This window comes from Polynucleobacter sp. MG-28-Ekke-A2, assembly GCF_035012985.1.
In the GTDB taxonomy this organism is placed as follows: domain Bacteria; phylum Pseudomonadota; class Gammaproteobacteria; order Burkholderiales; family Burkholderiaceae; genus Polynucleobacter.
The window spans coordinates 1-21,597 of the sequence record NZ_JAYGQU010000012.1; the positions used below are offsets into that span (position 1 = coordinate 1).

General features: G+C 45.9%; 18 protein-coding genes and 1 pseudogene. 4 read left to right on the plus strand and 15 right to left on the minus strand.

Annotation, left to right across the window (positions count from 1 at the left end; genetic code table 11):
* Nucleotides 1–95: 95 nt before the first annotated feature.
* The 8 genes from VC188_RS08225 to def all read right to left on the minus strand — a co-directional run bounded on the left by VC188_RS08225 (nucleotide 96) and on the right by def (nucleotide 8,074).
* A complete protein-coding gene (locus VC188_RS08225; RefSeq protein ID WP_323483624.1) occupies nucleotides 96–455 on the minus strand; it encodes a hypothetical protein in 360 nt (119 codons plus the stop codon).
* Nucleotides 456–794: 339 nt separating this feature from the next.
* Nucleotides 795–1,478 carry a response regulator gene (locus VC188_RS08230; protein WP_215321231.1) on the minus strand — a complete coding sequence of 228 codons (684 nt, stop codon included), beginning with the start codon at nucleotides 1,476–1,478 and terminating at the stop codon, nucleotides 795–797.
* A 2-nt stretch (nucleotides 1,479–1,480) separates the two neighbouring features.
* Nucleotides 1,481–3,790 (minus strand): sensor histidine kinase, encoded by a 2,310-nt coding sequence (locus VC188_RS08235; RefSeq protein ID WP_323483625.1) that lies wholly within the window; start codon nucleotides 3,788–3,790, stop codon nucleotides 1,481–1,483.
* Complete coding sequence (locus tag VC188_RS08240) at nucleotides 3,787–4,368, minus strand: DUF4390 domain-containing protein (protein ID WP_251368481.1); 582 nt, start codon at nucleotides 4,366–4,368, stop codon at nucleotides 3,787–3,789. The genes VC188_RS08235 and VC188_RS08240 overlap by 4 nt, the downstream gene beginning before the upstream one ends.
* Nucleotides 4,365–5,681, minus strand: a complete 1,317-nt coding sequence (gene rsmB, locus VC188_RS08245; RefSeq protein ID WP_323483626.1) for a 16S rRNA (cytosine(967)-C(5))-methyltransferase RsmB — start codon at nucleotides 5,679–5,681, stop codon at nucleotides 4,365–4,367. Before rsmB ends, VC188_RS08240 begins: the two co-directional genes overlap by 4 nt.
* Nucleotide 5,682: 1 nt before the next feature.
* Nucleotides 5,683–6,549: a zinc metalloprotease HtpX gene (htpX, locus tag VC188_RS08250; RefSeq protein ID WP_323483627.1), complete on the minus strand. Its 867-nt coding sequence runs from the start codon at nucleotides 6,547–6,549 to the stop codon at nucleotides 5,683–5,685.
* A gap of 2 nt (nucleotides 6,550–6,551) precedes the next feature.
* Nucleotides 6,552–7,550: a methionyl-tRNA formyltransferase gene (gene fmt, locus VC188_RS08255; RefSeq protein WP_323483628.1), complete on the minus strand. Its 999-nt coding sequence runs from the start codon at nucleotides 7,548–7,550 to the stop codon at nucleotides 6,552–6,554.
* A gap of 8 nt (nucleotides 7,551–7,558) precedes the next feature.
* Nucleotides 7,559–8,074: a peptide deformylase gene (def, locus tag VC188_RS08260; protein WP_323483629.1), complete on the minus strand. Its 516-nt coding sequence runs from the start codon at nucleotides 8,072–8,074 to the stop codon at nucleotides 7,559–7,561.
* Nucleotides 8,075–8,145: 71 nt separating this feature from the next.
* On the opposite strand from def, the gene dprA reads away from it, so the two are divergent.
* Entirely contained in the window at nucleotides 8,146–8,820 is a 675-nt protein-coding gene (dprA, locus tag VC188_RS08265; RefSeq protein ID WP_323483630.1) for a DNA-processing protein DprA, read from the plus strand.
* 221 nt (nucleotides 8,821–9,041) lie between these two features.
* Entirely contained in the window at nucleotides 9,042–11,714 is a 2,673-nt protein-coding gene (locus VC188_RS08270; RefSeq protein ID WP_323483631.1) for a DNA topoisomerase III, read from the plus strand.
* A 59-nt stretch (nucleotides 11,715–11,773) separates the two neighbouring features.
* Here the strand turns inward: VC188_RS08270 and mnmC are convergent.
* The 7 genes and pseudogenes from mnmC to rpmH all read right to left on the minus strand — a co-directional run.
* Nucleotides 11,774–12,775 (minus strand): annotated as a pseudogene (gene mnmC / locus VC188_RS08275) (FAD-dependent 5-carboxymethylaminomethyl-2-thiouridine(34) oxidoreductase MnmC); the annotation flags it as partial.
* 48 nt (nucleotides 12,776–12,823) lie between these two features.
* Nucleotides 12,824–14,689 (minus strand): phosphoenolpyruvate carboxykinase (GTP), encoded by a 1,866-nt coding sequence (locus VC188_RS08280; RefSeq protein WP_323483632.1) that lies wholly within the window; start codon nucleotides 14,687–14,689, stop codon nucleotides 12,824–12,826.
* Between the two features lie 90 nt (nucleotides 14,690–14,779).
* On the minus strand, nucleotides 14,780–16,141 hold the full coding sequence (gene mnmE / locus VC188_RS08285; protein ID WP_323483653.1) for a tRNA uridine-5-carboxymethylaminomethyl(34) synthesis GTPase MnmE: 1,362 nt from the start codon (nucleotides 16,139–16,141) through the stop codon (nucleotides 14,780–14,782).
* Between the two features lie 43 nt (nucleotides 16,142–16,184).
* Nucleotides 16,185–17,852, minus strand: coding sequence for a membrane protein insertase YidC (yidC, locus tag VC188_RS08290; protein ID WP_323483633.1), 1,668 nt, complete (start codon nucleotides 17,850–17,852; stop codon nucleotides 16,185–16,187).
* A 6-nt stretch (nucleotides 17,853–17,858) separates the two neighbouring features.
* Complete coding sequence (gene yidD, locus VC188_RS08295; protein ID WP_215321241.1) at nucleotides 17,859–18,101, minus strand: membrane protein insertion efficiency factor YidD; 243 nt, start codon at nucleotides 18,099–18,101, stop codon at nucleotides 17,859–17,861.
* Nucleotides 18,102–18,356: a ribonuclease P protein component gene (rnpA, locus tag VC188_RS08300; protein WP_255533260.1), complete on the minus strand. Its 255-nt coding sequence runs from the start codon at nucleotides 18,354–18,356 to the stop codon at nucleotides 18,102–18,104.
* A 71-nt stretch (nucleotides 18,357–18,427) separates the two neighbouring features.
* On the minus strand, nucleotides 18,428–18,562 hold the full coding sequence (gene rpmH / locus VC188_RS08305) for a 50S ribosomal protein L34 (RefSeq protein ID WP_011903922.1): 135 nt from the start codon (nucleotides 18,560–18,562) through the stop codon (nucleotides 18,428–18,430).
* Between the two features lie 222 nt (nucleotides 18,563–18,784).
* On the opposite strand from rpmH, the gene dnaA reads away from it, so the two are divergent.
* Both dnaA and dnaN read left to right on the plus strand, forming a co-directional pair.
* Nucleotides 18,785–20,212: a chromosomal replication initiator protein DnaA gene (dnaA, locus tag VC188_RS08310; protein ID WP_323483634.1), complete on the plus strand. Its 1,428-nt coding sequence runs from the start codon at nucleotides 18,785–18,787 to the stop codon at nucleotides 20,210–20,212.
* Nucleotides 20,213–20,476: 264 nt separating this feature from the next.
* Nucleotides 20,477–21,592 (plus strand): DNA polymerase III subunit beta, encoded by a 1,116-nt coding sequence (dnaN, locus tag VC188_RS08315; RefSeq protein WP_216154274.1) that lies wholly within the window; start codon nucleotides 20,477–20,479, stop codon nucleotides 21,590–21,592.
* Nucleotides 21,593–21,597 lie beyond the last annotated feature (5 nt).

The window sequence follows — 21,597 nt, forward strand, 5'->3', positions numbered from 1 at the left end:
TCGGCTTGCTTGAGGATGCCCATGATTTGGCTATCGGTAAAACGGGAGGTTTTCATAGAATTTCCTTTAAATCAAACAACTTAGAAATTCTACTTTTAAGTCAGGTTAAGGGGTGGGGGGATTACCCGACGACCAATGTTGTTATCCAATGCTCTACTCATATTTGCAATTTCATCTAATGCTATCTGCTTAAATATTTTTGTTGTGATTGCCAAGCCAGCATCTGTTTTTATTTTTACAGTTTCATATATTGCAATCGCATTTATCTTTGCTTGCTCTATGTCAGTAGTATTTGTTGTCGTGCTATGCCACTTGTTGTTTGCCAACTTAAATCGCACTTGCCACTGCACCGACTGCGGACGCTTATACAGCAAGGCTTTGCCGTCCATCAGCTTTACTTGTTTAATAGTGTTTGCGTCAAACTGTGTTGTGAATAGTTGCTGTAGCGAGGACATACACGCAAGTATGTTTTCAAATGCCTACTTGGACGACGATTAGTTTTTTATCGTCGCAAAAATCCCACGCAATACTCTGCGAACAAAATTTAGTGTGTGATTTTTTTATTGTGTGCCGCAGATTTTTCTGCGAATTGAACGGCGCTGTGAAGAGAAGCTTTTGACTAATGTTTACAACTGTCAAACATCGAAAAATATTTTTTTCAATCCTCTGCTCTACCGACTGAGCTACCAGGCCAAGACTTGGAATTATAACGAATTGGGTTGGATCATCCTCAAATTTGCTTAGTACCCCGTGATTTCTAGGTTTTGTGGTACTTGCCCTTATTAGGCGGTCACCTAGCTCTCGCCCTTATTGCGTGAGGTATCTATTCCCAAGGCCTTCAGTTTGCGGTACAAATGGGTTCGCTCTAGACCTGTGTACTCTGAAATCTTGGTCATACTGCCGCCCATGATTTGCATTTGATGTTCAAAATACGCCTTCTCAAACAAATCTCTTGCCTCCCTCAAAGGAAGATCAAAGTACGTTTTTGCAATTCCACTGATGTATTCACCCTCAGTAGGTGGGGCAACCAACTCGGTTGTTGTTTGCTTTGGTGCGATAACGGAGCTAGCACTCGACTGAACGGCTCTAACCTGTTCTGGCTCTACATATTTAGGAGAGCTCTCCAGGGCTTTACTAACCGTCTTTAAAAGCTTTTGTAGAGCAATCGGTTTTTCTAAAAAATTGAGTGCGCCAATACGCGTGGCCTCAACTGCAGTGTCAATCGTTGCGTGCCCAGACATCATTACTACTGGCATCGTGAGCTGGCCAGTATTGGACCACTCCTTTAATAAGGTAATACCATCGGTATCGGGCATCCAAATATCTAATAAGACTAAATCGGGGCGCATTTGTTCGCGAATAGTGCGTGCCTGTACAGCGCTTTCTGCAGCGTACACAGTATGGCCTTCATCCGTGAGAATCTCATTGAGAAGCTCACGAATTCCCATCTCGTCATCAACAACCAAAATACTAGCCATGCTTATGCTGCCTCTTTTGCTAGATTCATAAACAATATTGACACTTTCGCACCAACCACTTCTTCACCCTGCATACGGTTCCGAATTTCAATTTTGGCCGAGTGATCATCAATAATTTTCTTAACTACTGCCAAACCCAGACCTGTGCCTTTGCTCTTTGTTGTTACGTAAGGCTCAAAGGCTCTTGCCAATATCTTAGCTGGAAATCCAACCCCACTATCACTTATTGTTAATCGCACAGCATTTTGAGCTACGCCATTGTGTTCGCCATAAGGGACTAATTCTGTCTTAACCTCTACCGGACTATTGGGGCGAGGCCCCTCAAGAGTGGCATCTTGAGCATTTTGTAGCAAGTTATGGATTACCTGTCTTAGTTGTGTGGGATCCCCCATGATCTCTGGGCAATGAGGATCTAACTGAGTGCGCAATGGACTGCCCTCGTATAGACCCAAAATTTCTGAGGTGAGCGTGTTGATGGAAACAGGCTTGAGTTGTGGAGTTGGCGTCTTCGCAAAATCCCTAAAGTCATTCACCATTTCTTTCATGGCTTGTACCTGACCAATGATGGTTTCGGTGCTGCGATTAATCATTTCCTCTTGCTCTGGGCTCAGCTTACCCGCAAGCTTATGCTGCAATCTTTCCGCAGAGAGCTGAATGGGCGTTAGAGGGTTTTTAATTTCATGAGCAAGACGTCTAGCAACTTCACTCCAAGCGATAGATCTTTGTGCGCTCACCACATCAGTAATGTCATCAAAAACAACCATACGTAAATCGCCAGTCAGCTCTGTACCGCGCACAAACAGAGTTACCCCCAATTCATTTTCAAATTCATTTGTAGTGTGTAGTTGAATTTGTTTTTGCCACACCGGCGCATTAGTCGGCGCGGTTTTTTGTTCTACATCTCCCTCGCCCAGGACTGCGAGCTTCATAGTAGAAAAGCCTTCTTTGATGGCCCCCTCAAACTCCAATAGAGCTGGTCTGCTGCCGAGGGGCTTTCCATCGAGTAGGGTAAGGTCTTGACCAAAAATACGATCTGCGCCCGCATTGCTAGAAACAACGTTGTAGTTTTTATCAAAAATGCATACTCCTGCCGTGAGGCTTCCCAATACGCGCTCTAAGAATGCTTTGGATTCTTGCAAAGAAGTTCGGGTGTCGGCCAACTGCCTAGTCATGACATTAAATTGCCGTGTAAGCATGCCAAGTTCATCGCCAGTATCGAGCTCTGGCTTGGGAGATAAATCTCCCTGTGCAACTGCCTGGGTGCCTCTCAGAAGCATTAGAAGGGGGCGTGCAAGCTGCCTACCCAACATCAAAGCCAAAGTAATGGCCACAAATACTGCAAAGAAAAGGGTAAGGGTTAAGGTTCCCACAAACATCTTGCGAAGGCCGGTACGCCCCAACGCTTTTTCTTGATATTCACTGTATGCAGACTCCACAGCAAAAATGTTTTTTGCCAACGGGGTAGGTATATAGCGCACTAGTTGTAAAAAATATTTGTCTTCGATCTCTTTGCCAGATTCTAATTTGTTGTGAATCAATTTTTTTCTTATAACGGGAACAATTGCCCTGACTCGATAACCGCGTTGGCCACCTTCTACTTCAATTTGGTCTAAAAAGGTCACTCCTTTCTTGCTAAATGCTTCTGCAATCACATCGGCGCTGGGCGCAGGAAAGTATTTTTTAGGCTTTAGCTCGCTAGTGAAAATCAAATTGCGCTTCATATTGAAGAGACTAACCTCTTGAATGCCAAATTGATTGCGAATTTTCATTACTGATGCAGCTACCTGCTCAGTAGTTGTGCCCGATGGAACTTGGACAATCTGCTCGGCGATGAAATTACCCTCGCCCAAAATTTCTTCTTGGGCCACTCGCAAAGTAACGCGCCCCAACTCTAAGCCCGAGTTCAGGGCTGTCTCCACTTTGACGTCAAACCAAGTCTCAATACTACGCGACACAAACTGTAATGAAACGCCATACAAAATTAAGCCCGGAACAATTCCGACTAAAGCAAAAATCATTGCTAACTTTGCAATCAAGCGCGTGCCAAAGTGCCCGCGATACCATCGCACGGCGATAACAGCCACCAAAATCAAAATAACCAGAGTTAAGCAAACCCCAATCACTACATTCGCGGCATAGAGCCAAATGAAGTAATTATCAAAAAATTCTGTATTGGATGAGGCAATCGCCAATAAAACTAAAAGTAATAAAGCAAAGGCGCCAATCACGCCTATCGTGATTGGAATTATTTTTTTACTCCAAGCCTTGGATGTAAAAAAGCCCGGGTCTAGCATGGCTGCTATCGATCTCATCGCTTAATTAAATTAGGGCCATTAGGAGAAAATAGGAAGCGATACCAATCGCTTGATACATTCCATTCGCGGTTATTGAGTGCGTTTACTTGAAATGGTTTTGGTAGCTTACTGAGATCTAAGCTCATTCGCATGCTGGCCGTATACGATTTACTGGAATCTAGTTGAGTGCCGTCAATGACTCGCCACCCACCAATACTCCCCACCGCCTGCAATGCCTCAGACATAGTTTTGGCAGAAAAGGTAAAGCCCTCTGAAGCAATTCGGTACTGCTGTGTCAATGGCTGATAAGAAAGCCGCGTCTGCCTTTGCACAAGCACAGACTTTTCATCAAACCAATACCAACGCGATCGCATTAAATCAAACTCCGTTTGGAAATAGAGGACGACGCCTTTTTGTACTGCGTCTTCCAGTCCGGGAGATAGCTCGATCTGAAAAGCTGCATTGAGAAGCCAGTCGTTATCCACCTTCTCCAACTCAAAGGATTTGATCTTGATTCCTTCGGCGCTAACGGTGGTTGAAAAAATACCCAACACCATCAAGAACAAAAAGAGGAATTGTTTAATTCTTCGGCTCATGGCCCATTTTTCTTAAACAAAGCATAGTAAAAACCGTCGTTTAGCTCACCAGGCAAAATCTGGCCCGGAGCGGCTAATCGTACCGCATTGGAGTGCTGCTCAGCAAACCAAAAAGCCTGCTCCTCGCCCTCCTCTGGAAATATTGAGCAAGTGACGTACAAAAGGGTGCCCTCCACTTGGAGCATCTTCCACGCCTGATTCAAAATGGCTCGCTGCCTTTCTTGCAGAGCCCGGATATCTGCTTCGCGCCTTAAAAATGGAATATCAGGATGTCGCGACACTATTCCAGAAGCTGAGCAGGGAGCATCAAGCAGAATCTTGTCAAAAAGAATGCCATCCCACCAAGCCGCTTTGGAGGCGTCGCCGCGTAAGACGTGCACTTTGTCGGAATGCAAGCGAAGGCGATCTAAATTACCGCCAATCTTTCCAATGCGCTCGCCGTCCAGCTCTAAAGCCCGCATTGAACAATCTGCAAGCTCCAATAGATGCGCCGTTTTTCCACCGGGAGCCGCACAGGCATCCAACACTAACTCTCCCACCTGCGGATTTAATAAGATCGCAGCCAGCTGTGCACCCGCATCTTGCACAGACACAGCACCAGTATAAAAACCAGGTAGGTCGGAGACGGGAACCGCCTGAGGCAACAAGAGAGCGGAAGGCAATTGAACGCCAGCCAACTCATCTATTGGTTTTGATGATATTCCGGCCTCGGATAATAAGGATTGATATTGCTCACGCGTATATTGCTTTTGATTTACACGCAGAATTAATGGTGCACGCTTGGCTTGTTGAAACAAAATGGATTGCCATGCTTTGGAGTAATTGCGCTTGAGGTTTGCTCGCCACCACGCAGGCACATACATTGGAATTGGATCTGGCGGAAAATGCTTCTCGCCCTCTGGCGGTTGCACTACGAGGCTTACCTTACGCAGGACCGCATTCACTAAACCTTTGGCATACATGGTTTCGTCATATTCGCCACAGGATTTCACTGCCTGATCCACAATCGTATGAGCTGGATAGCCCTTGCTCTCGGCTGGATCTTGCAAAAATAAGGCAATCGCAACGCTGAGCAAATGATCCACTTCAGGAGGCGGAGTCTTTGGAATAAATTGCTTAATGAATTCATGGGAGCGCACCCATTTACGGAGCGCATCAAAACTCAGGCTCTGCACGATCGGGCGCTCATGGGCCTCTAGCTGATCCAGAACCTCTGTAAGCGATCTTCCGCTCATCACCTCGCTTACCGCTTGTGCGGCAATCGTGATTGCTTCAGAGAGCGGGAGACTGCGTGGTGTTTTTTGATCAGTCAAATTAATTTGCTCCGGGATATACCCCGTTTTTAGCCATGCTCATTAAGCGTGCCACCCGCTCTTCAGTGGGTGGATGGGTTGAAAATAGTTGCCCAAGGCCCCCGGCACTCAAGGGATTGAGAATCATCATCTGCGCTGTTTCAGGATGTTGTTCAACCGCTTGAAACGGGATGCCTTGTGCGTAGTTGTGAATTTTTTCTAATGCCTGTGCTAGCGCCTCAGGATCAGCGCTTATTTCTGCACCACCGCGATCTGCCTCGTATTCTCTTGCGCGAGAAATGCTCATTTGAATTAGGCTTGCTGCAATCGGGGCCAAAATTGCCACCATCAAGCTAGCTATCGGATTGTTTGGTCTACCCTCAGAATCTCGCCCACCAAAGAACATGGCAAAGTTGGCCAATGCTGAAATGGCTCCCGCCATAGTGGCGGCGATAGTCGAAATCAAAATATCACGATGGCGAACGTGGGCAAGCTCATGTGCCATCACGCCGCGCAGTTCGCGATTCGAGAGAATTTTCAGAATGCCTGTTGTTGCGGCAACCGATGCATTGTCTGGATTGCGTCCTGTTGCGAAAGCATTAGGAGCATCTTCATTAATTAAAAATACTTTAGGCATCGGCAAGCCAGCCTTCTCCGACAACTCTTTAACGAGTCCGTAAAACTGGGGGGCAGATCTTTCATCAACCTGCTGTGCATTAGTCATCTTCAACACCATGGTGTCGGAAAACCAATAACTGAAAAAATTCATTCCAATGGCCAGTACTAGGGCCATCAACATGCCCTGTTCACCACCCAACATACCGCCAACCACAATAAAGAGTGCAGTAATTGCTGCCATCAAAACAGCAGTCTTTGCAAAATTAAACATTTCTACTCCTTTGTTTTAAAGCGCAACAATTTTTCACCAACACCAATCGGCTGCAAGCACGTTTTGGCATCTATTTTTTTACCGCCCGGTTTTTGCATCTCTAAGACCTCAAGCACCCCTTCACCACACTGTATATATGCGCCCTTATTACCAAACCCAAGGACCTCGCCTACAGTACCGGTGGCGATGACAGCCTTAGGGTCTGCAAGCCTTGAATCCCAAAACTTCACAGCCAGTCCATTGAGATTGCTGCTTGCCCCCGGGAAGGGATTAAAGGCCCGAATACGTTGGTCGATTTCTTTGGCGCTGAGGGTCCAATCGATCTCCGCCTCACTCTTCAATATTTTTTCGGCGTAAGTAATGCCGTCTTTTTCTTGGGGTGCTCGAGATAAATCTTTGTCTTGCTCTAAAGCATTTAAAACATCTACTATCGATTTTGAGCCAAGCCCTGCTAAGCAATCATGCAAGCTTGCGCTCGTTTCATCACGAGCGATTTCAAGTTCCGCTACTAAAACAGTGTCTCCGGTATCCAAGCCAGCATCCATTTGCATAATGCAAACCCCCGTTTTGGCATCGCCAGATTCAATTGCTCGCTGAATTGGCGCCGCACCACGCCAACGGGGCAATAGAGAAGCGTGAATATTAAAGCTGCCGTGTCTTCCTGCTCTCTCGCTAACATCCAAGATCTCTTGGGGCAAGATCAAACCATAGGCCACCACCACCATGGCGTCAAAGTCAATAGAGGATAAGCGCTCATTGGCCGCCACCGCTTGCGCCTGCTTTTGCGGATCGGAACTAGTGAGCCGCAATGTCTCTGGTTGGAGCACAGGAATATTTTTCTGCAAAGCAAACTCTTTAACTGGACTTGCCTGAAGGTGCATGCCTCTGCCGGCACGACGATCGGGCTGGGTTAAAGCCAACACAATTTCATGACCAGCATCGTAAATTGCGCGCATCGCTTGCGCAGCAAACTCAGGAGTTCCAGCAAAGACGATTTTCATTCGGGCGCTTAGCGCTGACCTACTAATTCTTTTGCGCGCTTCTTCATTTTTTGTGAAATACGAGTTCTTTTGAGTATGGATAAATACTCCACAAATACTTTGCCCTGCAAATGGTCTAACTCGTGCTGCAAACAAACTGCCAATAAACCATCGGCCTCTATTTCAAATTCTTTACCCTCAACATCTAGTGCCTTCACTCGAATCTCGGATGGCCTCTCGACTTCGTCATAAAACTCTGGAACAGATAAACAACCTTCGCGCCAAGATTTTGTTTCAGAGCTTGCCCAAACAATTTCTGGGTTGATAAAAACCATCAGTTCATTTTGTTCATCAGACACGTCAATCACCACAATGCGCTCATGAATATCCACCTGAGTCGCTGCCAAGCCAACACCGGGAGCTTCATACATAGTGTCTGCCATATCGGCGACAATTTTTTTAATACGAGCGTCCACTTGCTCCACTGGTTTAGCAACCTTGTGCAAGCGCGGGTCTGGGTAACAAAGGACGGGTAACAAAGCCATATAAGAATTATCCAACAGAGCTATCAGTCTGTCCTGATTGCCGCAATTCCCCCAAAGAACAAAATTGATTTATGCAAACTTCGCCGACGCCCAATTCCATTCTCCAAATCAACCGCCAGAGCCCCCATTACCCAAATCGCCTCCATGATTTATATGATCCCCCAGGCTCTCTTTATATATATGGGGACATTCATCTTCTGAAGAGACCTATGATTGCGATCGTAGGCTCAAGAAACGCCAGCCCTGAAGGTTTAAAAAATGCATGCCTGTTTGCCCAAGCGCTATCGAAAGCGGGCGCCTTGATCGTTTCTGGCCTAGCAAAGGGGGTTGACAGTGCTGCCCATAGGTCTGCCATTGGGCTTGGGCCCAATCACTGCACTGCGGCAATATTAGGAACCGGCATAGATGTCGTCTACCCTCGGCAAAATATCGAACTATCTCGGGCCATCAGCCAGCAGGGAGTATTGGTGTCTGAGCTCCCTCTGGGGTCAGGGCCTAAGGCATGGCACTTTCCTAGAAGAAATCGCATCATTGCCGCTTTAGCGCTTGGCGTCGTTGTAATAGAGGCGGCTGAAAAGTCGGGCTCCCTTATCACTGCTCGCCTGGCCGCAGACCTTGGAAGAGAGGTTTTTGCCCTTCCTGGGCCCATCCACAGCGCAAATTCTGCCGGCTGCCATCTACTTATTCAGCAAGGTGCAAAACTAACCTTTAGGCCGGATGATGTTCTTGAAGAGCTTTGTTTTTAAGCAAAAACGCTATTTAAACAGCCAGAAAAGGGTTTTTATCTGAAAACCGGGGGTATCAACCCGCCCAAAACTGGCCAAAAATAGCGGTTTTTGGACTTTTCCCAATTTATCGGTTAATAATAAAAAAGGGTATGCAATTGGCCAAGTCCGATTTTGGTTTAAATTGGCCATCCGTTTTACCCAAAAAAACATCATTTCTAGCTCAAATTTAGGCATAACGCGTGGCAACTAAAGCAACTACCAAAAAAAGCAGCCCAAAGGCTAGCGCTGGAGATCACCCTAAGGCGCTCATCATTGCAGAGAAGCCTTCTGTTGCCAATGACATTGCTAAGGCCTTAGGTGGCTTTACAAAGTATGAAGATTATTTTGAGAGCGATGAATTCCTAATTTCTTCCGCGGTTGGCCATTTATTAGAAATTGCTGCCCCCGAAGAATTTGACGTAAAACGTGGCAAATGGTCATTTGCCAACTTGCCGGTGGTGCCGCCATATTTTGATTTACGTCCGATTGCAAAAACGGAGTCGCGCCTCAAGGTTTTACAAAAGCTCATTAAGCGCAAAGATGTTACTGCGCTCATTAATGCTTGTGACGCGGGACGTGAGGGGGAATTAATTTTCCGCTTAATTGCGCAACACGCAAAGGCGTCGCAATCTATTCAGCGCTTATGGTTGCAATCGATGACTCCAGCCGCCATTCGCGAAGGTTTTACCAATTTACGCAGCGATGAAGATATGAAGCCTCTTGCTGATGCGGCTCGTTGTCGCTCAGAGGCTGACTGGTTGGTCGGCATCAATGGCACGCGCGCAATGACAGCTTTTAATAGCAAGAGCGGTGGCTTCTTCTTAACGACTGTAGGTCGCGTACAGACTCCAACACTTTCTATTGTGGTGGAGCGCGAAGAGCTCATTCGCAAGTTCATCTCCAAAGATTATTGGGAAGTAAAGGCTGAATTTATCGCTGCTGCTGGAGTGTATGAAGGCCGCTGGTTTGACCCTAAATTCAAAAAGGATGCTGCCGAGCCCGACGCGCGCGAGAACCGCCTATGGAGTGAGGCGGCAGCTCAAAGCATTGTGGCTGCATGCCGCGGCAAAAAAGCAAGCGTGACTGAAGAAGCCAAGCCTGCTACTCAGCTTGCTCCTCAGCTATTTGATTTAACGAGCTTGCAACGTGAAGCGAACGCGCGTTTTGGATTCTCTGCAAAAAATACATTAGGTCTTGCACAGGCTTTATATGAGCGCCACAAAGTATTAACCTATCCACGTACCGACGCAAAAGCGCTTCCTGAAGACTACCTCGATACCGTTAAACAAACCATGGAGAACCTTGCTGAGCATTCGCAAGACTATCGTGCTTTTGCTAAACAAATTTTGAAGGGTGACCCAAAGGATCCTAAGGCCAAAGCCGGCTATGGTTGGGTAAAGCCAAACAAACGAATTTTTGATAACTCTAAAATTTCTGATCACTTTGCGATCATCCCAACATTAGAAACGCCTAAAACTTTAAGCGAGCCCGAAGCCAAGCTCTACGACTTGGTTGTGCGCCGCTTCTTGGCTGTATTTTATCCTGCCGCAGAGTTCCGCGTGACCACACGCATTTCCGAGGCGTCCGGACACCACTTTAAAACCGAAGGTCGTGTGCTTGTAAACCCTGGTTGGCTAACGGTTTACGGCAAATCCAATCAAGCAGACGATGAACTCGTTCCAGTCCAAGAGGGTGAAGCAGTACAAACTGAGTCTATTGCAGCAGTGCCATTGAAAACCAAGCCGCCAGCACGCTATACAGAAGCAACCTTACTCTCCGCAATGGAAAGTGCGGGTAAGTGGGTTGATGATGATGACATGCGCGAAGCGATGGCTGAAAAGGGATTGGGTACGCCAGCAACTCGAGCCGCCATTATCGAAGGTCTGCTCGCTGAAAAATACATGGTGCGAGAAGCTCGTGAGTTGATTCCAACAGCTAAAGCGTTCCAATTGATGACTTTGTTGCGCGGCTTAGATGTCGAAGAGTTAACTCGCCCAGATCTCACCGGCAGTTGGGAGAACAAACTTTCTCTCATCGAACAGGGCAAGATGAATCGCGACACGTTCATGCAAGAGATCGCGCAAATGACTCAACGAATCGTCAAGCGCGCTAAGGAATACGATAGCGATACCATTCCAGGCGACTACGCCACTATGACCACGCCATGCCCACACTGTAAGGGTCCGGTAAAAGAAAACTATCGACGTTTTGCCTGTGAAAAGTGTGGCTTTACCATCAGCAAAACACCTGGTGGGCGCGCATTTGAATATCCTGAAGTTGAAGAGTTGTTGCGTGAAAAAACCATCGGGCCACTACAAGGTTTCCGCAGCAAAATGGGGCGCCCATTTGCAGCGATTATTAAGCTAAGCGAAATTCCGGAAGACGATAAAGATTATCCGAACGCAGGCTTCAAGCTCGAATTTGATTTTGGTAATACGCAAGATGATGAAACTGAAGCGGTTGATTTCACTGGCCGTTTAGCGCTAGGTGTTTGTCCAAAATGTTCAGGCGCAGTATATGAAGATGGAATGCGTTACGTTTGCGAAAACAATACTGGCCCAAATAAGTCATGCGATTTCAAAACCGGAAAAGTGGTGTTGCAACAAGAGGTGTCACCAGAACAGGTTCAGAAATTGCTGAAAGAGGGTAAGACGGATCTTTTGACCAACTTTAAGTCAAACCGTACTGGGCGTGGCTTTAAGGCCTATTTAGCGCTAGATTCTGCTGGCAAAATTGGTTTTGAATTTGAGGCCAAAGCACCTAAAGCCGAAGGTGCTGCCCCAGCAAAAAAACGGGCAGGCGCTAGTGCGGTGACTAAGTCTGCAGCGAAACCTAAACGAGCAAGTAAAGCAAAGTCATCCTCTAGCAGTTGAGCTGCAATCAGCTTAGCCGCTAGAGCGGACCACAAAATTCCTCTCGACCCCAAGGCAGTAGCTAAAAATATTCCTGGGCGCTGAGGAAGTGCGCCGATGATTGGTAAACGATCACCAGCAACACAACGCACACCAACAAAATCTCCAGACTTTATTAACGACGAAAGATTTCCTTCTTCGTAATCCACTAAGCGCTTAGCTTGCTCACGATTGAAGTCATCACTGATTTCTCTTGGTGAGAGGTCATCCTCACCCTCATCAAAACTAGAGCCAACAATCCATTGATAGCTACCATCATCAAGTTGCTTGGCAGGCAAACAATATCCACCTCCAGAGATGCCAACCTGGGGTAATTTTTTGATCCAAGGGTCATTTTGCCGAACCGTGAAAATGCTCAACTGACCGCGCACAGGCCTTAAGGGCAAACGAATACCGATACTATTCATAAGATCTTTTGCTTCAATGGCGCAGGCCACCACAACTTGATTTGCAGTCACAATCAGATTGTTTGAGGCATCAAATAAATGCCACTGATTGCTGAGCTCCTCTAAGCGCGCGATGCGCGTGTTCCACACACAAGTTAATCGCTGTTGTTCGTGTAACAACCCCTTGCTTGTTTCATGCAGATTTAAACTGGCGCCACGCGGCAACCAAACACCACTTTGCTCAATTCCACAAAACTGTTTAGCCTCTTGAGCATCCATGGCAATAGCCATCTCTTCATCAAGATTCAATGAACGCAGATGCTCTTCTGTTGCAGCTCGATCAAAGGTTTTATCTTTTTTGGTCGGCTGAAATATCCCGTATTGATGCCACATATTTTTCCAGCGTGCCTCGGCCAGAAGAAATGCAAGGCGCGTCAGACGCAATAAACGGGGAGTGCCTTTGCCAATATGCGGATGTGCAATGGCATAAGCATGACTTGAACAGGCGGTGGCCGGAGATGGAGCGGCGTCAATAATACAAACAGCTTTGCCACGCTCGAGCAACTCATTTGCAATGGTTGCCCCACAAATGCCTGCCCCAATCACCACTATTTCATGGTGTTGGGGTTTGGTCATTGATTAAGTATTGATAAAACGATTGATGCTGCTATCAGCTTATGAAGCTTAAGCATTCAGGCGTTGTTCGATCTTGGAGCGAGTTTCTTTCATCTCTTTTGGCAAGCGATCGCCAAGGTGCTCGAACAATTCTGTGTGCAGCTTAAGCTCATTCTTCCAATCATCAATTCCAACGGTGATTGCTTTAGTAAACTTTTCTGCGGAATAGTCGAGACCACCCCAATGCATATCTGTGTACTCTGGAGTAATACCAAATGGGGTTTCTTTGCCGCTTGCCTTACCTTCTGCGCGGCCCAAAATCCAAGAAAGAACGCGCATGTTTTCACCGAAGCCTGGCCATACAAACTTGCCATTCTCATCTTTGCGGAACCAGTTCACGCAATAGATCTTTGGCAATACTGCGCCTTCGGCTTCAAGCTTCTTACCAATATTGAGCCAATGTTGGAAGTAGTCGCTCATGTTGTAACCAGCAAATGCAATCATTGCAAATGGGTCGCGACGTACAACTCCAATTTGGCCCGTAATTGCTGCGGTGGTTTCAGAGCCCAATGTTGCAGCCATGTAAACGCCCTCTACCCAATCGCGCGCCTCGCTAACCAAAGGTACGGTATTTGAACGGCGGCCGCCAAACAAGAATGCATCAATAGGAACGCCTGCGGGATCATCCCAATTTGGATCAACCGCTGGGTTGTTGGTCGCCGCAACAGTAAAGCGTGAGTTTGGATGCGCGGCTTTACGGCCAGCAGCCCCATCAGCTGGAGTCCAGTCTTTACCTTGCCAGTCGATCAAATGTGCTGGTGGAGTTTCTGTCAAACCTTCCCACCAAACATCACCGTCATCAGTCAAACCAACGTTTGTAAAGATCACGTCTTGATTGAGAGAGTCGATACAGTTTTGGTTTGTTTGGCGGTTAGTTCCAGGAGCTACACCGAAATAGCCAGACTCTGGGTTAATCGCAAACAAACGGGTTTTGCCAGTAACAGCATCTTTGCGTGGCTTGATCCAAGCAATGTCATCGCCAATAGTGGTTACTTTCCAACCCTCGAATCCCTTTGGAGGAATCATCATGGAGAAGTTGGTTTTGCCACACGCAGATGGGAATGCGGCTGCGATGTGATATTTCTTACCTTCGGGGGAAGATACGCCCAAGATCAGCATATGCTCAGCCAGCCAACCCTGATCGCGACCCATATTGGAGGCGATGCGTAATGCAAAACATTTTTTACCTAACAATGCATTGCCGCCGTAGCCTGAACCGAAAGACCAAATCTCACGTGTTTCTGGGTAGTGAACAATGTATTTGTTTTTGTTGTTTGGCCATGCAACGTCTTTTTCACCAGCGGCCAAAGGCTTGCCCACAGTGTGAATACAAGGAACAAACTCGCCGTCAGCGCCAAGCTGATCGATTACCGCTTTACCCATGCGAGTCATCAACTTCATATTGATCGCCACATAAGGGCTATCAGATAACTCGACACCAATGTGTGCGATTGGCGAACCAATTGGGCCCATAGAGAAGGGCACTACATACATGGTTCTACCGCGCATACAACCATCAAACAATGGATTCAATGTTGCGCGCATTTCGCTTGGCTCTACCCAATTGTTAGTTGGACCAGCATCTTCTTTCTTTGCTGAGCAGATAAAGGTGCGATCTTCGACACGCGCCACATCCTCAGGATCAGACAAAGCTAAAAATGAGTTTTTACGCTTAGCAGGGTTAAGGCGCTTAAATACACCAGCACTCACCAACAACTCGCACAATTCGTCGTATTCAGCTTGTGAGCCATCACACCAACGAATGGCGTCAGGCTTGGTAAGGGCTGCCACTTCGCCAACCCACTCAATTAGACGCTTGTTTTTTACGTAAGCTGGCGCATTCACATTAATTTGGCCGCTGGTAGTTGAAGTCATATGTTTCCCTATGAAGATTAAATTTTTTAATCCGACGATTTTAACATTTCGGTCACATTTGCTGTGTGGGCCAGACACAGCACAAACCCTTTACTTACCAATGCAGAACTGGCTGAAGATTTTCCCCAAAAGGTCGTCTGGAAGTAGTTTTCCGGTAATTTCACCCAAGCGTCTTTGGGCCAAAGAGAGCTCTTCTGCAAATAATTCCAGCGTATTGTTGCCATTTGCCGCGAATTCTTCCGATTTTTCAATATGTTCGGCCGCACGCTCTATGCAGTCCAAATGTCTTCTACGAGCCAAAATAGCACCCTCCTGGGGTCCAGCCCAGCCCACAAGCTCCAAAATCTTCTGTTTTAGCCCCTCAATTCCCTCTCCAGTTTTGGCGGAAATCAGCAAAGTTTCACTGGATGCAGTTTTTGATGATTCTTGGAGCAAATCAGCCTTATTCACAAGCTCAAGCACAGCGCATTTAGGTGGTAATTCCCTCAAAATCTGGGTTTTTAGGTCGTCCTGTTGGGGGGCCGACTGAGCATCAGTCAAAAAAATCACTACGTCTGCCAAACGAATGGCATCCCAGGATCTTTCAATGCCCTTTGCCTCCACAACATCAGTTGTTTCGCGCAGACCAGCTGTATCAATAATGTGCATGGGCACGCCGTCAATGGTGATGCTTTCTTTAACCCGGTCTCGGGTTGTCCCAGCAATAGGAGTAACAATGGCCACCTCTTCACCGGCCAAGCGATTAAGCAAAGAGCTTTTCCCCACATTGGGCGCTCCAGCCAACACTAGCTGAATGCCGTCACGCAAAATTTTTCCCTGCTTAGCGCCAGCACGTAAAGCCTGTAACTTTTCTTTAACGGCGGTTAAGCGCTGGCGTGCCTGAGCGTTTTCTAGAAACTCAATTTCTTCTTCTGGGAAATCTAAAGTTGACTCAACCAAAATTCTGAGTTGAGTAATTTCTTCAATGAGATTGTTAATGTCATCAGAAAAAGCACCCTGCAAAGAACGCGCTGCACCGCGAACAGCTGCCTCGCTTTGCGCGTCTATTAAATCTGCAATAGCCTCAGCCTGGGTTAAATCAATCTTGTTGTTGAGATAGGCGCGCAGGGTAAATTCGCCAGGCTCCGCAATGACAAGCCCCTCGTCTTTGCCCAACTCAAGACAGCGCTTCATCACTAGCTCAAGAAGTTGTGGTCCACCATGACACTGAAGCTCTAAAACATCTTCACCCGTAAAAGAGGCTGGTCCAACAAAATAAATTGCAATGAGCTGATCAATGGCTTGGCCATTCTCATCACAGAGTGTTAATAAGTTTGCTTGTCTTGGGGAAAGATTTTTTTGAAACAGGGCGCTCGTCATCGCGCTTAAATTTTTCCCACTAATGCGAATAACTCCGACGCCCGCCTTGCCGGGCGCGGTTGCAACAGCAATGATGGGCAATTTTCTTGTCATCATTGCTGTTTATTTATTACAAGCGAGTTATGCTGCGCTCAAACTACTTAGCGGGCTTTTTTCCAAAAATCCGATTAATCTGCCATTGTTGAGTAATCGACAGGATATTGTTGGTGACCCAATACAACACCAAACCGGCAGGAAAAAAGAAGAACATGATTGAAAAGACGATCGGCATGTACATCATCACCTTCGCCTGAATTGGGTCTGGAGGCGTTGGGTTCAACTTCGTTTGCACAAACATCGAGACAGCCATGACGACTGGCAGAATGTAGTACGGATCAGGCACTGAGAGGTCGTGAATCCACAAAACCCATGGTGCACCGCGCATCTCAACTGATGACAGCAGCACCCAATACAAAGAAATAAACACGGGGATCTGAATCACAACTGGTAAACATCCACCCACCGGGTTAATCTTTTCCTTGCGATACATCTCCATCATGGCTTGATTGAGTTTTTGTGGTTCGCCCTTGTACTGCTCCTTCATAGCCGCCAAGCGTGGCTGAACTTCCTTCATGCGAGCCATAGACTTGTAACTTGCAGCAGACAAGGGGAAGAAAACCAGTTTGATCAAAATGGTTAATAAAATAATAGACCAGCCCCAGTTACCAGCAATATTGTGAATGTGCTCCAGCAACCAAAAAATAGGTTTGGCCAGAATAGTTAGATAGCCATAGTCTTTAAGCAGCTCCAGTCCAGGTGCTATGGTTTCCAACATGCGCTCTTCTTGTGGACCAACAAATAACTGCGCATTAGCGATTAATGTGGTTCCAGCTGGAATTGCGCCTAATTGTGTCTGCATTCCGACTCGGTACAAATCACTATCGATTTTTCCTGAGTAAATATCTCGCGGCAATTTGTCATCTGGAATCCATGCACTAGCGAAGTAGTGTTGAACCATAGCAACCCAGCCAGGCTGTCCGGCCGATATCTGTGCGGGTGCAGTAAATTTATTTTTCTCTATATCTGTAAATGGGACCTTTTTAAACTTATCCCCATCGGTATAAATTGCTGGCCCAGTAAAAGTGCTTGCAGAAAAAGCACCTCCAAAAGGTCCAATTTTTTGCTCATGGGAGCCGTCTCGCACAATCTCTGTATACAAACTCAGTGGAGCTCCATTTGCTGCCACCTGTGTAACCCGATGCCCAACATAAACATCGTAACTTTGAGGATTCAGGAGAAATGTTTTTTCTAGTTTCACACCGTTACGCTCGGCGGAAAGAACCAAAAACGGTCTACCAGACTCGTCTTTACCTGAGCGGTCAAGCTTAAATGTGCTGGTGTGGTTGGGCAAATCTGCATTACCAACAGCTACCAAACCTGAGCGAGCTACATAGGTGTGGGTAGGTGTATGTTGGAAAATTTCTACTGGTTTTTGATCTGCGGTTAGTTCTTTTAATAATTTCGCACCAACGACGTTTGCGCCCGCAGAGCTTATCTCCAATGAAAGAAGGTCGTTAGACAAAACAAATTTTTCAGCATTCTCGCCTGTTATTGCTTTGGAGTTAGGCGCCTGGGTAATGGGTGTGCCTGCTATTGCCGCCGGGGTATCAACCTTGGGTGGTGTCGCCTTATCGTTTGATGAAGCAACAACAGCTGGAGTTCCACCAAACAAGGATGGTTTGCCCTCATGAACCTGCCAATTGTTGTAGAGCATGAGACCCGACATCGAGAATACTGCCCAAAGAATTGTTTTTTTAAAGTCCATTTATATTCACTTAAGTTGGTGTTTTGTATCTTTTACAGCAGGATCATAACCGCCGTGTGACAAAGGGTTGCAGCGCAAAATACGCCACACCGTAAGACCAAAGCTTTTAATAAATCCGTAGTGACCAAAGCAGTCACATGCATATTGCGAACAGCTCGGCACATACTTACAGTGCATACCTAAATAAGGACTTAAAGCTAGTTGATATATTTTTACCAACTTAATTGCCACATTATTTAAAGCTCGCACCTAAAGCAGCCCCGAAATTTGAGAGCGCAAAATTTCTTTTTCTTTATTTCTGAGTCTGCCTCGAGTTTCGCGACCAATTGGTTTTTTGAGCTTAACCACAATATCTTTGTTTAGCTTGCTGGCTTGAGCCGTCCAAACCAATTCGCGAATCATCCGCTTTAGGCGGTTTCGATCAACCGCTCTTTTGGCTAGCTTCTTTGCTACTGCAACCCCCAAGTCAGGTTTAACGCCCTCTTGAGTGGATGCAACATACATACCCCAATACAAACTTGTCTTGGGGCGTGTTTTTAGTAGTTCAGAAATCCTTGCGCTATTCAATGGCTAAATTACACAGCCAAACGCTTGCGGCCTTTTGCACGACGAGCATTTAAAACTGCGCGTCCACTTTTGGTTTTCATACGAATACGGAAACCGTGTGTACGCTTGCGACGAGTTACTGAGGGTTGGTAAGTTCTTTTCATGTTCGATCCCTGGAAAACCAAGTATTTTCCTTGTTGCAGAGCAAAAGGTCAATCGATCTTGATGAATATGTAGGTGTTTTTCTCTATTTTTTGTGAAATTTCTCTCAAATCATTAATTTAAATAGAGATTTTTCTATTATTCACAAGTTATCCACAGCTTTTCCACGTTTTTGTTGCTTGTGGATAACTTTGGAGCATCGCTACAATGGATCCTCCAAAAATATGAGCAACTTACACAATCCTCCCGCCTTGAATTCAATTAGCCCACTGGGGTTCTGGGATGATGCTATAGGCATTTTATCCCGCGAACTGTCGCCCCAACAGTTTAAAACATGGATTCAACCCCTTACTTTATTGTCTTTTATTGAAAGTGATGACTCACTAACAATTGGAGCCCCCAATCGATTTAAGTTGGACTGGACCAAAAAGACCTTTGCAGACCGATTCCAAGAGTTAGCCTACCAGTATTTTGGGCGCCCCATTAATGTCGGTTTTACGCTTTCTGTAGAGGGTGGCACAACCAATACCGCGCCCTCCATAACAACGGAAGAGCCTATAGAAAAAAATGTTTCTATAGAGGTCCCGGCACCAAACATATCGGTAGAGGAGAGCGCTTTTGAGATTGAGGACCACTCAAAGCTCAACCCAAACCTCACTTTTGAAACATTTGTTACTGGCAAAGCCAATCAACTTGCCAGGGCGGCATCGATTCAGGTGGCGCATAACCCTGGAACCTCTTACAACCCCATGTTCTTATATGGTGGGGTAGGTCTGGGTAAGACCCATTTAATTCATGCGATTGGTAACCACCTCTTAAAAGAAAAGCCTAACGCCCGAATTCGTTATATCCACGCTGAGCAGTATGTTTCTGATGTGGTTCGTGCCTATCAGCAAAAAGCGTTTGACCGCTTTAAGCGCTACTACCACTCCTTAGACCTCTTGCTAATTGACGACATTCAATTCTTTAGCGGTAAGTCCAGGACTCAGGAAGAGTTTTTCTATGCTTTTGAGGCTTTATTAAGCAATAAGGCTCAAGTTATTATTACTAGTGACACCTACCCCAAGGAAATGGCGGGTATCGATGATCGCCTTATTTCCCGTTTTGATTCTGGGCTAACGGTTGCAATTGAGCCACCAGAATTAGAAATGCGTGTGGCTATTTTGATGAAAAAAGCTATTAGCGAGGGCATCCCCATGAGTGAGGATGTTGCATTCTTTGTGGCAAAACACCTACGCTCAAACGTTCGCGAGTTAGAGGGGGCTTTGAGAAAGATTTTAGCGTTTGTTCGGTTCCACGGTCGTGAAGTAACGATTGAGGTTGCCAGAACAGCCCTAAAAGACCTGCTTTCTATTCAAAACCGGCAAATTTCTGTCGAGAACATTCAGAAGGCGGTTGCTGATTTCTATAGTATCAAGGTCGCAGACATGTATTCCAAGAGGCGCCCAGCCAACATTGCTCGACCCCGTCAAATTGCAATGTTTATGGCCAAAGAGTTGACACAAAAAAGCCTGCCGGAGATTGGTGAATTATTTGGCGGTAGGGACCACACAACAGTCCTTCACGCCGTTCGTAAAATTGCAGGGGAACGAGCACACGATGGGCAGCTAAACCATGAAATTCACGTTATTGAGCAAACTTTAAAAGCGTAGTTTTTTACTTGTGGATAAGGTTATGGACAACCCTAGGGATAAGTTTGGGGATTAGATGTGGATAAATTGTGGAAAGATTCAGCTTCATGCAAAAATAGGGTGTTGATAAAAAGTTATCCCCTTTTTATGCAGCGTTTATACAAGAGTTTTCCACAGGTTTTTTAGTCTCCAATGTGTTGTTTTGTAAGGGGTTTTTGACTTATCCACGGAATTTCGAACCCTTATTACTATTACTACTAAGATATATACAAGGATTTAAAAGCAATGCAACTCGTTAACACTTCTCGCGATAGCCTACTAAAACCACTTCAGGTTGTTAGTGGAATTGTTGAACGTAGACATACGCTGCCAATTTTGGCAAACCTCTTATTTAAAAAAGTTGGGGAAAAAGTTTCATTCATCTCCACTGATATTGAAATTCAAATTACAACGAACGCTAATTTTGGTGTTGGTACAGAGGATGTAACAACAACCGTTGCCGCTAGAAAACTTCTAGATATATTGCGTGCATTACCAGAGGGCCCGGTATCCTTAAATCTTAAAGATAACAAAATGGTTGTTCAAAGCGGCAAAAGCCGCTTCTCTTTGCAAACACTTTCTGCAACTGAATTTCCAGTAATGCAAAGTGTGGGTGAAGTAACCGCTGCTTGGAAGATGTCACAAAAGAGTTTCCGTCAACTCATTAGCCAAGTACATTTTTCAATGGCTCAACAAGATATTCGCTACTACTTAAACGGGATGTTGTTGGTGGTTGAAGGTAAAGAGGTGGTTGCGGTGGCAACAGATGGCCACCGCCTTGCTTACTCTCAAGTTGAACTGGCAGAGGCCCCATCGGGCTCTGGTCAAAAACAAGAAATTATTATTCCCCGCAAAACAATTTTGGAGTGCCAACATTTACTTGAGGATTCTGATGAATCTTTAGAAATTAGCTTGACAGCTAATCAAGTGAAGTTTGCATTTGGTGATATTGAATTAATTTCGAAATTAGTTGAAGGTAAGTTTCCAGATTTCCAAAGGGTCATTCCAAAGGGTCATAAAAACTCACTCGTAGTTGGTCGTGATGCCCTTCAATCAGCACTCCAGCGTGCCGCTATCTTGACAACAGACAAATTTAAGGGTGTCCGTTTCTCTCTTTCCCCAAACCGCATCACCATTCAATCAACCAATGCTGAGCAGGAAGAAGCTCAAGAAGAGATTGAGACTGACTATGCTGGTGATGCAGTAGAAATTGGATTTAACGTTAGCTACTTGTTGGATGTTTTATCAAACCTAAAGAGCGAAAAGATTCAAATTAGCTTAGGTGATGCAAACAGCAGTGCTGTAATTACTCTGCCTGGCTCAGAGAGTTTTAAGTATGTTGTGATGCCAATGCGTATTTAACTTAG